We start from the raw sequence: 14,368 nt of genomic DNA on the forward strand, positions 1-14,368 counted from the left end.
TAGAGTTTAATTTATAGTTGTATTGTTGGTAACACTGGCGCGAGTCTCCAGACTCGTGACTTTTGATGATGTTGAGTCTCCTGACTCAACTGGCCAGGTAGGGACAGGAATAGCAGTGGCTTTGGCTAGAGTACTATAGTTGCTGTTATCCAACCACCCCCAACCCCTCAGAGCTACGCTCGCTACCTTCGAACTCTCTTCTCGGTAGTCTAAGGCGGGGAGCTTTTCTGCTTTGTCATCTCGAACAGCGTGAGAGATCTGGTACGGTTAAACATCCCCCCTTCGCCCCCTTCAAAGGGGGACTTTCTGCTGTTGCTATAGTTAGGTTTATAGTTCTATAGTAACAGCCAGTCGAGCGGACAGGTCGCGACCTGTCCCTACGGAACTACAACCACGATAAAGTTCGCAGCTTACTGGTTCAAACTATAGATAAAGTTGGCTAGGAGAAACATCTCAGTCTTTGGGTTGAGCGCCTTGTGAATATCTGGTGCCGTTAGGCATTGCGACGAAGGAGCAAAAGAGATTCGCACAGCGCGATGCCCGAAGACGAGGCCTTCCGGCCATGAGGGCACCAAAGCTAAAGATGAAACGATAGGTAACTAGAGCTCCCAGGATTAGAAGTGATTTGCAACTATGACTTGGTTAAAATCAAAAGATATCTAACTATAGAACTCAGATTTCTCCTAACGTCGAAATGACAAAAGAGTAACTACAGGACATATAAGATCCCTCGGCTGACGCTCGGTATGACAAATGGAAACTATAAAACTATAGCTTTTAATTAAACCTCTACCCTACCGCTTTACAAAATAAGGAATATTGGCGGTAGCTACATTTCCGTCGCCATCATAAAGATAAACGAAGAGTCTGTAGGCACCTTCCTGTTTTGGAGTTAAGGTTATTTTGTGGCCATCTGCCTGTTGCAACACACCTTTTACAGTATTTGGCTTTACTTCTTTCACTATATTCCCATCGGCAGGTTTGGCTTCAGGCAGTACTTCCCAGTGCAGGCGCAAAGGCTTCCCTTCCGGGTCGAAGGCATATATGCTGGCTGTTGACTGTTTTCCGGGTTTCAGGTACACATTATCGATGGCGTGTTTATCATCTATAGTTAAATAAGCTACATAGGGTGCCTGGTTTTTATCACTTTTCTTTCCGGTCCATAGTTCCTGCATCACATGTACCAGTTGCGTTTCTTCGCCATCGTCGGTAAAAAGGCTGAACCAGGTGGGTGTGGTTTCCTGTTTGCTTCCCCACATAAACACGTAGCTGCCCAGGCATTGCCCTGTATCTGCGGCAACAGTGCGTTGGTAGCGCTCCAAACTATAAGTAGCTTTCTCAGAACTGGTTTGCTCTATGGGTGCCAGCCATTCGGTGTAAAAAGCCTCCCAATAGCCACGAGCCCCAAATTCGGAAATAATGTAAGGTCCTTTCCAGTCTGTTTTAGCCAGTTCTTCGCGCAGGTTGTGCATCGCCCCAAAGGTATTAATGGAGAGCACATCGAGGGCAGGGCAGAGTTCCGTGATCAGGTTTACATCTTTCAGCGGCACATTCATCACGGTTGTTGTCGTCGGGTGGTTGGGGTCCAGTTCATGTATCATTTCTGCTATTCCGTTCACGGCATCCCACACCTTTACATTGGCACTTTCGGAGTATAGTTCGTTCCCGATTCCCCACATCAGCAACGCCGGATGATCTTTATATTTCAGTATGATTTCCCGGAGTTCTTCTTTTTGCTGGGCTACCATTTTTTTATCATAGTAGTTAAAGCCATCCACTTCCCTCGGAAGCCATAGGCCCAATGTTACAGTAAGCCCGTTGGAATGCGCTTCGTCCAGAATACGGTCGGCTTCTTCGGTGTGCCATACCCGTATCGAGTTACCACCATAAGCTTTTATCCTGTCAAAATACTCGTACCCGGCTGCACCTTTTATAAAATAAGGTTTGCCATGGCGATATAACTTATAGTTACCCTGCGAGCCAACTATCTCAACTGTACGTCCTTTGGCCCTATAGGTACGCTCAGGGTTAGTACCAGAGCTACAGCCAATAAAGCCAAACAGAACAAAAAATACACAAACTATAACACAAGAACGATATAAGGGCATTTCGCTAGAAATTATGGATCAGGTAAGTGAAAAACTTACCTTTTAGAGAACATATAGGCCAAAATACGAGTATAGCAGTCGTAGGTTAATTTTAATTATCTGAATATTTAGATTACCTGAACCAGCAACCCAAGCACACTTCACCCTGATAGAGTATTTTTTATGCTTTCGGCCCCTCTGCACCATACTGTACCCCCTAAATTAAAGCAACCTGCCTCTGAGGATATCAGGACTATCCGGTTCATGATCGTGCTTGGTCTATTTTGTATGGCTTCGTTCCTGTACTGGTTCATAGACAAAGACCACATTGGTTACGCGCCGCTTTATTGGCTGCTTACAACAGCACTTGGCTTTAAACTGCTGCGCACCTTACACGAGTGGTATCATTATTTTTCGGTGAGTGTGCCTAAACGCCCGAAACTGCAAACCGCTTTTACTGTGGATGTTTTTACGACGGCATGCCCGGGCGAACCCCACAGCATGATCATCGAAACACTGGAGGCTATACAAAACATACGTTACCCCCATACTACTTACCTCTGCGACGAAGGCGACGACCCTGTGCTGAAAGCAGCCTGCCAGCGACTTGGCGTAAAACACATTACCCGAACTATAAAAGTTAACGCCAAAGCCGGAAACGTAAACAATGCCCTGCAATACGCCACCGGCGACATCTGCCTAATCCTGGATCCGGACCACGTGCCAGCCCCTGAATTTTTAGATGAAGTACTCCCCTTTTTCGAGAACCCTGAAGTTGGTTTTGTGCAAGTGGTGCAAGCCTATAGTAACCGCAAAGAAAGCCTGGTAGCCTACGGAGCCGCCGAGCAAACCTATAGCTTTTATGGCCCCATGATGATGGGTATGAACAGCTATGGCACGGTGCAGGCCATCGGGGCAAACTGTACGTTCCGCCGGGAGGCGCTGGATAGCATTGGCGGCCATGCAGCCGGACTTGCCGAAGATATGCATACTGCCATGCAGCTACACGCCAAAGGCTGGAAATCGGTTTACGTGCCTAAAATATTAACCCGAGGATTGGTGCCTGCTACGCTGGCTGCCTACTATAAACAACAGATAAAATGGGCGCGCGGTACGTTTGAGCTACTTTTTGCGGTTTACCCGAAACTGTTCAGCAAGTTTACCTGGCGCCAGAAGATCCATTACTTCACGTTGCCGCTCTATTACCTGTTCGGTGTTTTTAACCTGGTTGATTTTGCCATCCCGATACTGGCGCTGGTGCTGTACGAGTTTCCGTGGTATGTGCCGCTTGGCGATTTTGTGCTAATGTTTGCCCCATTCTTTATTATTTCTATCTGTATCCGGCATTTTGCGCAACGCTGGTTCCATGAGACCAATGAGAACGGATTCCATTTATTCGGTGGTATACTGCGCACAGGCACCTGGTGGATCTTCACGCTGGGATTGATCTATTCTATTCTTCGCATTAAGGTACCTTATATACCAACACCTAAAGACGACAAACCTAAAAACAACTTCTGGCTTAGCCTGCCAAACATCGTGATCTGCGGCCTTAGTATCGGGGCAATTTACTACAGTCAGCTCGTGTATGGCCATATGCTGGATAACCCATACCTTCAAATGATGGCCGGCTTTGCGCTGGTAAATGTGGCTATAGTTGGCAGCATCGTCGTGCTGGGCCAGGAAAAATTCATGAATTCTATCAGAACCAGCATTATACAAGCTCCTGTGTTGCAGCCGGTACTTATGCCGGTCAGGTTATTTATCTGGCGCACCCGTCATAGTTTTTATAACAGCATCCGGTACTTTGCGCTAACACTAACTATACTGGCCGCCATTATCGCTTCCGGTTTTATGATGCAGAAATACAACTATACCGACATTTTTGACATGGAAGAACAGGTTGAAGCCAAAAAACAGCACATACCTGTAAAAGATAGCATCGTCATTCATCCGGTACACTATAAATTCGAGAAAAAGTAACGCCTCTTTTATACTTTAAAAGCCAATACCCTTTAACTATAGCTGGTCATAAACTATAGTTAAAGGGTATTGGCTTTTTTACTCCTACCTTATTTTTAGCCGAAGTATAGTTAAATATTTATAGTTTAATTTATAGATTTACAGTGCGATAGCATTCATCTATACTTTTAGCCTATGAGAACAATTATACTTAGTATTCTGCTGATTATCCTAACAAACTCTCCATCTATTTCACAAGAACATAACTACAGACTAAAATCGATTTTAGGGCAATCATTAAGCGCTCCTGGTGATATTGCAATCGATAAGAATGATAATATTTATGTTGCAGATGGATGGTCCCTTAAAATATTTAATCCTGAGGGTAAAATCATTAAAGAGCATGTTTTTGATGATGGTAGTGCCAAATATGCCTCATCAGGATATGGTGTTGTGTTAGATAATAAAGGTCACTTTTTTATTATAAGAGAAGACAAAAAAGTATATAAATACACGTTAGAAGGTCACATTGTAATGTCTTTTGGAGGATCAGGTACTGCACCTGGTTTATTTAGACAACCATCAGATATTGCATTAGATAATCTTGGCAATATATATGTTTCAGATTTAGAGAGTCATCAAATCCAAAAGTTCGATAGCGAAGGAAATCTACTACAAACTTTTGGTGGCTATGGCACTGAAAAAGGAAAACTTTATGAGCCCAAAGCAATCAAAATTGACTCTGAATATAACATCTATATTGCAGAACGTAATAGGTTCCAGAGATTTAAACCAGATGGTAGTCCAGATTTACTGATCGACAAAGAGGGTCCTCAAGATATTGCAATAGATTCCTCTGGAAATTTTTATCTTTCATATTGGGCAAGAAGGTATGTAAAGAAATTTGATACTCATGGAGACCTACTAAATACATACTTTGAGCATAGCCCTAAGGAAGGGAATTTGTACGCAGTTTATGTTCGAATTGAAATCGATTCTAAGGGCAACTTCTACACCATAGAACTAAACTACACTAGTGAACACAATAGAATCCAAAAATTCAGCCCGAACATGGATTTTTTATTCTCTTTTGGAAACGCTGGGAAAGGAACTAATAGTTTGGTAGAGGCAAACAATCAAATGGAGTTTGATTCAGAAGGTAACTTTTATATTATTAGTGAAAATCAAGTCAAATTATTAAATAAATATGGAGATTATATTTTAAGCTTTGGTTGGTTAGGAGATAAGGATGGATTAAGGCCAATAAGGGATATTGCATTAGATAAGTATGGAGACATTTACATTCTTACATTTGATTCAAAAGGCATAGTACATAAATTCAGCTCAACAGGTGACTATATAAACAGTTTTCACAAAGATCTAACAAACTCTGAGTCAAACTTCTCACCAACTAGGATCACCTTCGATGGTAAGAATAATATGTATTTAATTGAAGGAGCTAAGTGCTATAAATTTGATTACAAACAAAATCTGATATCAAAATTTACTCTTGATGTAGATAATACTAATGGGTATATTGTTCCGATAAGAGATTTAACAGTAGATAACGCTGGTTTAATATACCTTGTACAGAACTCTAATATAAAAATTTTATCACCTCAAGGTAAATTTATTAAGCAATTTAATGCCTTAGATAAATCGCCTGAAAAGTGGGAAGAAATATCATCTATTGCTGTAGATAGCAAAAATTTCATTTATGCTGTTGACAAGCTAACTATTAGAAAATTTGATGAAGAAGGAAATCTTGTAACGACGATACCTGGCTCAAGACAGTTTAACATCCCCCTAAACTCTAAAATAAGTGTTAAGCCTGATGGATCTGAGATTAGGGTAGGACTTGATAGTAAAGATTATCTTAAAACTGTTAAATCTTATAGTAACGGTAGTACACCTTTAATTAACACTATCTCCGGCACAATTTATAATGATATAAACAGTAATTGCATACAGGATAATGAATCTGGCTTGGGTGGTATATTAATAGAAACGCTTCCTGGCCCTTATTATACTAGAACAAATAGTAATGGTAAATTCTCTATTGATGTAGGTATAGGTGAATATACAGTTAAACAAATCGTACATAATATTAAAGGTCAGCTAATAGAACAAATTTGTCCTGATGCTATTGAAAATCATAAAGTAGCATTTTCTTCAGAAGGGAATATAAATTCCAAAATCAACTTCGGCAACAAGGTCACCCTCTCCCCTTACCTAACTGCCAACGTTTCCTCCACGCGTCGTCGCCGTTGTTTTGAGAGTACAACCAAAGTAACCTACGCCAACTCAGGTTTTGCTCCTGCCCATAATGCAGAGGTTTATGTGCGTTTACCAAAAGAAGTTGAGCTTTTGTCAGCTGACAAACCCTATACCCAATTACCAAATGGTACTTATGTATTTACGGTAGGAACTATAGCTCCGGGCCAGACCAGCGTAATAACTATACAGGACAAGGTAAAATGCGGCGATGAAAGCGTTCGCGGTCTGACAGTTTGTACCAAAGCATGGATCTCAACAGGTAAACTTCCTGAAAAACCTATAGCTACCGTCACCGGTGAATGTGACCCTGAAACTGGTAAAGTTCGGTTTGTGATCCGCAACAATGGCCCGGAAGACATGGAAACTGGTGAGCTTTTCAGGATTTACAGGGACGGTAAATTATCTACAGTTGAGCAATACAAATTGGCCTCCGGCGACAGCCTGGTTCTTTGGGTAACCGCGTTGGGTAAAACTATACGTTTAGAGGCCGATCAGCCAGACGGCAACGGTGAAAACACCTTAGCAAGCGAAACGATAGAAGGTTGTCAGGTGGGCGGAAGCGATGTACCCATTAGCATGGGTTTTGTAAATGTGCTTCCAACCGGTGATGAAGAGCCGGATGCCGCAGAAGAATGCCTGGAGATAACCGACTCTTTTGACCCGAATGACAAGCAGGTAACACCAACCGGCCTGACTACCGAAAACTATACACCAACCGGCGTTGCGCTAAAATATAAGATCCGTTTCCAGAACACAGGAACAGATGTGGCTTACCGCGTGGTGGTAGTCGATACCTTGTCAGAAAACCTGGATATCAGCACACTGCAAATGGGGTCTGCCTCGCATAACTACAGATTTGATGTAAGCGGCAAAGGCAAGCCTGTTCTTACCTGGACCTTCGATAACATTATGTTACCCGACAGCAACAGGAACGAACCAGGCAGCCACGGTTACATCCAGTTCAGTATCAAGCCTAGAGCAGACCTTCCGGAAAAGACTTTAGTCGAGAACTTTGCAGACATTTTCTTCGATTTCAACTCACCTGTTCGCACTAACATTACCGCAAACCGCATATACGATATGCCGGAAGTGATAAGCGAAGCAGACAAACTGGATGCAGATGATATCATCGCGACGCCAGGCATTACCGGTTTTGCTCCGGAAAGTGGCAAGTTTGGAACAGAAGTTATAGTTACAGGCAAGAAATTCTCAACAGAACCGGCGCTTAACAAAGTGTTCTTTAATGGGCTGCCCGCAACTATAATTTCGGCTTCAGAAACAGAGTTAAAAGTTATCGTTCCGGCTAATGCAACTTCGGGTAATTTAAGGATACAGACTAACGATGGTGTTACGCAAAGTACCGATGGTTTTGAAGTGTACCAACCACCTGTAGTTAGCAGTTTCTCACCGATGGAAGGTGTTGTTGGAACTACCGTTACCCTGCAAGGCAAACACTTAACTGAAGAATGGCTTCAAACGATAAAACTGGGTGATCAGACTTGTGAGATCATCAGCAGAGAAGGTAACAGTGTAGTTATAAAAGTACCGGAAGGCGCAACTACAGCAACTTTTGAAGCCATCAGTAAAGGAGGTGAAGCTCAAACTATAAATGCCTTTGTAGTGTGGCACCAGCCTGTAATAGAAACCCTAAGCAAGAACATCGAGAAAGCTGGTGCAACGATAGAAATTACGGGTATTAACTTCGCTCCTGCCGTCGAGCGAAACCAGGTGATGTTTGGCAAGGTGAAGGCACAGGTGTTGCAAGCAACCCCCTCGCTGTTAATGGTTCAGGTACCAAAAGGCGCTGAGAATGGTCCGGTAACCATAGAAACGCCTGGCGGTTTAGCAGAAAGTCCTGTTCACTTTACATTTATCCCGGCACCTGAAGTACTGACCTTTATCCCTGCTATTGGCACGGTGGGGACTGATGTTACGCTAACCGGCATCAACTTCCTTACCCTCGGCGAACAGGATACAATCTCCTTTAACGGCCAGAAAGCTATAGTGCTGGAGGCAACGCCTACCCTGCTTAAAGTTCGCGTACCGCGAGGAGCAAGTACTGGTAAAATTAAGGTAGCTGGTATTGGTGGCTATGCGGTAACTGTTGATGATTTCAGGATAGAAGAACTGAGCCCGGAACAGGCCATTGAAGTATATCCAAACCCGACTAACGGAAACTTTACCATCCGGTTTATGCATGCTGATTTTGAGGTACAACAGGTGCAGCTTTTCTCTGTTTTAGGTCAGTTAGTTTATTCAGAGAAAGTAGCCAGCCCAAGACCTGACAAACTGGATATAAAACTCTCATCACCAAAATCAGGCATTTATATTCTGCACATAAAAACCGAACGCGGCCTGGTTGTAAAGAAACTGCATGTGCTATAACCATAGCCATTTAGTAAAGAAAAAGAGACGCCTTTAGGCGTCTCTTTTTTGTTGATCTATAGTTCATAAAACACTTCATCCTGTAAGTAATAGCCCTTTTTGGCTGGTTTGGCAGGTTTTAGAGATGTATACTGCCGGATATGGTTGGTGTAAGTGTTAATATGCCATAAAGCCGGGTAAAACTCTGATTTTCCTGTTTCCTGTATCAGCCCGACAACTATAATTTCATCGTTATTTCGCCACCAGGCCATCTCAAACTGGCAGGCATCGGCACAATACATCAGCCGTACCTTCTCACCTGTTTCCGGGTTAATGGTAGCTACTTCGCTGTCCCTGTTTATAGTTTTTACGGTCACTCTTCGCCTGCTCTTCTTTGTAAATTCGTGGTTATAGGTGTAGATGTCCAGTACTTTGGTTTCATCCGGAGATTTTAAAAAGAGCTCATCATGCTCTTTGTATAGTTGCTGCCAGTTGGCCGAAGCAGGAAAAGCTAACTCGTCTGTATCCCAGATCTCGCGTAGCCTGAAAAGCGTATCCGCATCTTCCTCCAAACCATAGAATTCAAACCAGTCATCCAGTTCGTCGCGGGCTTCTGAAACCAACGCTAAACGGTAACGGCTGTCTTCAGAAAGTTTTGAGACTGCTTTTCTTTTTACCTCGGGTTCATCAGGTTTACAGCCAGCAAACACTACCGACAGCAGACTTACAGCCACTATTTTACAGAAAAAACCTATACCCGACCTCATTTTGCCAAAGTTAACACTTAGCTAACTACGCACAGTTTTAAGTCAGGTATAGGTTTAACGTTTTAGTTTACTTTTTGCTGGCCCGTGCGTCCATCAGTTGTACAGCTTTTACCAGTTTCACAAATTCCCCACGGTTGCCGTCTTCGTCTTTGCCACGGGCTTGTTGGGCCAGTTCCAGCACCTGGCTATAGTTGGCTGATCCTTTAAATTTAGAATCTCTTAATAGCATTCCATAAGCCGCCACGGCTGCCGAGAATTTATAGTTGTCGGATAGTTTTTCGGGAGCTATAGTTTGGGTGGTAACTATAGTTTGCAGCAGTTTGCTCTGGTCGCCGGCTGGTTCTTTGTAGCGTAGTTTCAGAGTTAGTAGCTCGTTGGTAGCGACGGCTTTGTTGTTCAGTTTCGTTTCCTGGTATTTCAGGTCGTCTACTTTCTGCAGTTCGGTTTTGCTGTTTTTTGAATTGGCAGGCACTATTTCGTAAAGTGCCGTTACGCTGTGGCCGCTGCCCATGTCGCCGGCATCTTTTTTATCATTGTTAAAGTCTTCGTTCTGCAGGGCGCGGTTTTCGTAGCCGATCAGGCGGTAAGCTTTTACATGCGCCGGGTTAAACTCCAGTTGTAATTTCACGTCTTTAGCGATGGTAAACAGCGTGCCGCCAAACTCATTCACGAATACTTTTTTAGCTTCCAGGATATTGTCGATGTACGCATAGTTGCCGTTGCCTTTATTGGCCAGTTGCTCCATTCGCGAATCCTTCAGGTTGCCGGTTCCGAAGCCTAGCACTGTCAGGAATACGCCAGTCTCACGCTTCTTCTCGATCAATCTTTCCAGTTCTCCTGAACTTGAAACGCCCACGTTAAAATCACCGTCTGTGGCAAGTATAACCCTGTTGTTTCCGCCTTTAATGAAGTGCTTTTCTGCTTCCTTATAAGCTAAATTTATACCTTCTGCTCCGGCTGTACTTCCGCCTGCTTCCAGGGCTTCAATAGCTGCCAGCATTTCAGCTTTCTTGTTTGTTGATGGCAACACCAATCCGGCTGCTCCGGCATACACCACTATAGCAACTTTGTCCTGAGGTCGTAATTGATCTACCAGCATCTTAAATCCGGATTTTACTAGCGGCAACTTATCATCCATCATCATCGAACCCGACACATCGATCAGGAAAACTATGTTAGAAGCCGGCAGGTTATCGGTAGGTATCTCTTTGCCCTGCAGCCCAATGTGCAGAAGCAGGTTCTCTTTGTTCCAGGGGCAGGCGGCCAGCTCTGTGGTTACCGAAAAAGGGTGTTCGCTGGTTGGTTGCGGATAATCATAATCAAAGTAATTAATCATCTCTTCGATGCGCACGGCATCGGCTGGCGGCAACTGGCCATCGTTTATAAAGCGGCGCACATTGCTGTATGATGCATTGTCTACATCAATAGAGAAGGTTGAAAGCGGGTTCTTTTTGGCTTCCAGGAAAATGCTTTCCTGTATATTCTGATATTCTTCGGTGTTAAAAACAGGTGGCGCGTAGCTGAAGGATTCCTGGTCTGCCATCGTAGCAACCCCTCTGATTTTTATATTAGCTGACCTTCTATTTTTTCCATAGCCAGTTACAACCACCTCCGTTAGCTGTGCATTGTCAACTTCCAGCGCAACGTTTATTACCGAATCTTTACTTATAGTTATATCCTTACTCTTGTACCCGATGTAGCGGAATGTAAGAGTTTTGTCAGTGTTAGAAACCAGCAATTTATAGTTACCGGCGGCATCAGTAGCGGTGCCTTTGTTCGTTCCTTTTATAGTTATAGTTACGCCAGGTAAACCGTGGGCTGTCCCGGCGTCGGTTACTTTACCGGTTATAGTTCTGGTCTGCGCTAAAGTGGTGCAGGCGGTCAGCAGGATGCTGAATACGAGTAAGTAGATGTGCTTTTTCATGGCTTTTCGTGTTTGGTTTCTTTCATGATGCAGCACTCCACTCGATTCCATAAATAAATATTAAAAATTTTTAATTGATCGTTTTTGTGTTTCTTTAAAGTAGCATTTCAACTATAGCATGTTTCTCAAATTTTTCAAAAAGGCCGACCCACCCGACGACCTGCAGCTGGTGCAACAGTACCGGGCTACTGGCGATATGGACTGCCTTGGCGAGCTTTTTGAACGACATACCGAAATGGTGTACCTGGTTTGCCTGAAGTACCTCCGCGACGAAGAAGAAAGCAAAGACGCCACCATGCAGGTTTTCGAGAGCCTGACCGACTTGCTGTTGAAACACGACATCGCTAATTTTAAAAGCTGGCTGCACGTAACAACCAAAAACCATTGCCTGATGCAGCTGCGGTCTAAAAAAGGAAAAGAACAGGTAAGCTTAGAAGATGCTTCGCCGCCATTTATGGAAAACACCGATCTTTTTCATCTTAGTGATGCCGAGCAGAAAGAAGAAGACGAAAAGCTGCTGGCTCAAGGGCTGGAAACTTTACCGCCAGAGCAACGAACCTGCGTAGAGCTGTTTTACCTGCAGCAAAAGAGTTATAAAGAGATTGCCGAACAAACAGGCTGCGAGCTGAATAAAGTAAAAAGTTACATCCAAAACGGGAAACGGAACCTGAAATTATACATGGAGAAACACCATGAACCACGATAGCCACAACATACACTTTGGTGCAGACGGGCACCCGACTCTGGAATTGCTACGGCAGTACCAGGAAGGCTTGCTGTCTCCTGCCCTGAGTCACCAGCTGGAACGCCACCTGCTGGACTGTGAACTATGCGCGGACATAGCCGAAGGAATGGCCTTATCAGATGCTACCCAAACCAAAGCCGCCGTTGCTGACATAAATCAACGCTTAACTATAGCGAAAGAAAAACGCCGTGCTGCTGCCTGGTATGCAGACTGGCATGCTGTGGCAGCTGTTTTCGTATTGATCTGTTCGGCTGTAATGGTGTTTTATTACCAGTATACTACCCTACAAACTACATCGGAAACTATAGCTGTAGAGCAATCTGAAACTATAGAACCAACTATAAACTACGCCCCACCCATTGCTAATCTGGATGAAGAAGTAGCTGAAGAAGCACAGCCAGCGCAGGCGATAGTTAAACCACGGTTAGCTCCTGCTCAAACTATAGTTGCTCCTCAAACCTATGCTGATACGGATGAGGACGACTTCTTCCCTTATGACATAACTGCAGTTATGGACGAAATGGAAGTCGCCGAAAAAGCTGAGGCATTGGCTTTAGAAGAGGTTACATTTGATCTGAAACAGGACAGTGTGGCAACTATAGCTATAGCCAAACCTAAAGCTAAAGCGACTACAGCAGCGCCACAAATGAGTTTTGAGAGAGCATTGCAAGGCCAGGTGGCAGGTGTGGCACTTCAGCGAAATAAGGTAGGCGATTTCGATGTAGTGCAGGGTAAAGTTACTGATGAAATTGGCAATCCGTTGCCAGGCGTAACAGTCCAGGTTAAAGGGACTATGCAAGGCGTTTCTACTGATGTAAATGGCAATTTTTCGCTGCAGATGCCCGAAGGCAAGAACACACTAACCTTCCGCTACATCGGCTTCCAAACTAAAGAGCAGCAGCTTGACAGTGCAACCAATTTATTAGCCGTAAACCTGCAACCTGATAATCAAGCTTTATCGGAAGTGGTGGTTACAGGTTACAGTAAAAGTGCCGACTTGAAAAGTGTCGAGGTGTCAGTTATCGAAAAGCCCGAACCAACAATAGGCCGACGAGCTTACAAACTCTATTTAAAAAATGAGCAGCGACTGCTGCAAACAGATATAAAAGGCAGAGTTATAGTTGGCTTTTCAGTTTCTGATAATGGACAGTTAGAGAATGTACGTGTGCTGCGCAGTCTGAGTAATGAAGCAGATGCCGAAGCGGTGCGGTTAATCCAACAAGGCCCGGCTTGGGAGCCTGCTATGCAGAATGGGAATCCTGTGGAGCAGCAGGTGAAGATTGTGGTTAGGTTTAGATAGTGGTTAAGTAATAGTAATTACGATAGAAGAAATATTTCAAAAGGCGAGACAAGTAGTTGACCTTGAAGGGATGACAGTGAATGAAAGAATATCTGAGTCTGGTTTAATGGCAACTTTTGATATGGCAAAGAAAAAGGATAAGGAGCTTGCTGAGATGATTCTTTTGGCTTTGAAAGTTGATCGCGCATCAATAGATAGAATTCTGAAATAAAAGTAATACAACTACTAATTCTGATTCCAAACCATTTTCTGGCGCGAGTCTCCTGACTCGTGACGTGGGGTGTAAAAGAGTCTCCAGACTCGCTTGGGCAGAGGCCCAACTATAGTTCGTCACGAGCGAAGACGCTCGCGCCATATATAAATTAACACATACCGCAAGTTTGCAACTTGTGGCAGCACATGAGGCCAGTTTGTAACTGGCGTATATTCTAAAACCATACTCTCGCCAGTTACAAACTGGCTGCCATACCTAACCACCAGTTACTGCTGCGCTCAAACTGGCGGTATGTTTACAAAACATCAATCAACAAACACACCCTTGCCGTATAGTTACAGACATAAACAAAATAACCTATGGAACACGAAGTAAAGCACGACCAGGACGACCTGCGTTTTTATATAGTGATTGACGAAGAAGAAGCCGAGCTAACCTATAGTTACACGGAAGAAGACACTATGGATTTTGACCATACGTTTGTTCCGGAGAGCGCTCGCGGACAAGGGGTAGCGCATAACTTAGCACGTCACGGCCTTGATTTTGCCCGTGAGAATAACTGCAAAGCCATTGCCTCCTGCCCTGTCGTAGAAGCCTTTGTAAAGCGTAACCCGGAGTACAACGACATCATGCTGTGGCCTTAATCGCACCCACCAAAGTAGAGGTAATAAAAGCAGTTTCTGTATTCAAAATTTCGGATATTTGCCTGTAACTATTGTAAACACGCG

General features: G+C 43.9%; 9 protein-coding genes and 1 pseudogene. 7 read left to right on the forward strand and 3 right to left on the reverse strand.

The window, feature by feature from the left end; genetic code table 11:
* Positions 1 to 794: 794 nt before the first annotated feature.
* Positions 795 to 2,108, reverse strand: a complete 1,314-nt coding sequence (locus ABS362_RS04470; RefSeq protein WP_350411120.1) for a glycoside hydrolase family 2 TIM barrel-domain containing protein — start codon at positions 2,106 to 2,108, stop codon at positions 795 to 797.
* Between the two features lie 162 nt (positions 2,109 to 2,270).
* Between ABS362_RS04470 and ABS362_RS04475 the strand changes: the two genes are divergently transcribed.
* The 3 genes and pseudogenes from ABS362_RS04475 to ABS362_RS04485 all read left to right on the forward strand — a co-directional run bounded on the left by ABS362_RS04475 (position 2,271) and on the right by ABS362_RS04485 (position 8,711).
* Positions 2,271 to 4,070 (forward strand): glycosyltransferase family 2 protein, encoded by a 1,800-nt coding sequence (locus ABS362_RS04475; RefSeq protein WP_350411121.1) that lies wholly within the window; start codon positions 2,271 to 2,273, stop codon positions 4,068 to 4,070.
* A gap of 513 nt (positions 4,071 to 4,583) precedes the next feature.
* Positions 4,584 to 4,691: pseudogene (locus ABS362_RS04480) on the forward strand (hypothetical protein); the annotation flags it as partial.
* Positions 4,692 to 6,035: 1,344 nt separating this feature from the next.
* Positions 6,036 to 8,711 carry a DUF7619 domain-containing protein gene (locus ABS362_RS04485; protein WP_350411224.1) on the forward strand — a complete coding sequence of 892 codons (2,676 nt, stop codon included), beginning with the start codon at positions 6,036 to 6,038 and terminating at the stop codon, positions 8,709 to 8,711.
* A 56-nt stretch (positions 8,712 to 8,767) separates the two neighbouring features.
* Here the strand turns inward: ABS362_RS04485 and ABS362_RS04490 are convergent, their stop codons facing one another.
* Positions 8,768 to 9,424, reverse strand: coding sequence for a hypothetical protein (locus ABS362_RS04490; RefSeq protein WP_350411122.1), 657 nt, complete (start codon positions 9,422 to 9,424; stop codon positions 8,768 to 8,770).
* Between the two features lie 100 nt (positions 9,425 to 9,524).
* Positions 9,525 to 11,381: a vWA domain-containing protein gene (locus ABS362_RS04495; protein ID WP_350411123.1), complete on the reverse strand. Its 1,857-nt coding sequence runs from the start codon at positions 11,379 to 11,381 to the stop codon at positions 9,525 to 9,527.
* Between the two features lie 118 nt (positions 11,382 to 11,499).
* On the opposite strand from ABS362_RS04495, the gene ABS362_RS04500 reads away from it, so the two are divergent.
* The 4 genes from ABS362_RS04500 (at position 11,500) to ABS362_RS04515 (ending at position 14,284) form a co-directional block, all read left to right on the forward strand.
* Positions 11,500 to 12,087, forward strand: coding sequence for an RNA polymerase sigma factor (locus ABS362_RS04500; RefSeq protein ID WP_350411125.1), 588 nt, complete (start codon positions 11,500 to 11,502; stop codon positions 12,085 to 12,087).
* Entirely contained in the window at positions 12,074 to 13,426 is a 1,353-nt protein-coding gene (locus tag ABS362_RS04505; protein ID WP_350411126.1) for a TonB family protein, read from the forward strand. Before ABS362_RS04500 ends, ABS362_RS04505 begins: the two co-directional genes overlap by 14 nt.
* A 70-nt stretch (positions 13,427 to 13,496) precedes the next feature.
* On the forward strand, positions 13,497 to 13,637 hold the full coding sequence (locus ABS362_RS04510; RefSeq protein ID WP_350411127.1) for a hypothetical protein: 141 nt from the start codon (positions 13,497 to 13,499) through the stop codon (positions 13,635 to 13,637).
* A gap of 362 nt (positions 13,638 to 13,999) precedes the next feature.
* Positions 14,000 to 14,284 (forward strand): GNAT family N-acetyltransferase, encoded by a 285-nt coding sequence (locus ABS362_RS04515; RefSeq protein WP_350411128.1) that lies wholly within the window; start codon positions 14,000 to 14,002, stop codon positions 14,282 to 14,284.
* The last annotated feature ends 84 nt before the right edge of the window (positions 14,285 to 14,368 follow it).

It is taken from the genome of Pontibacter populi (genome assembly GCF_040278685.1).
GTDB classification, from domain to species: domain Bacteria; phylum Bacteroidota; class Bacteroidia; order Cytophagales; family Hymenobacteraceae; genus Pontibacter; species Pontibacter populi.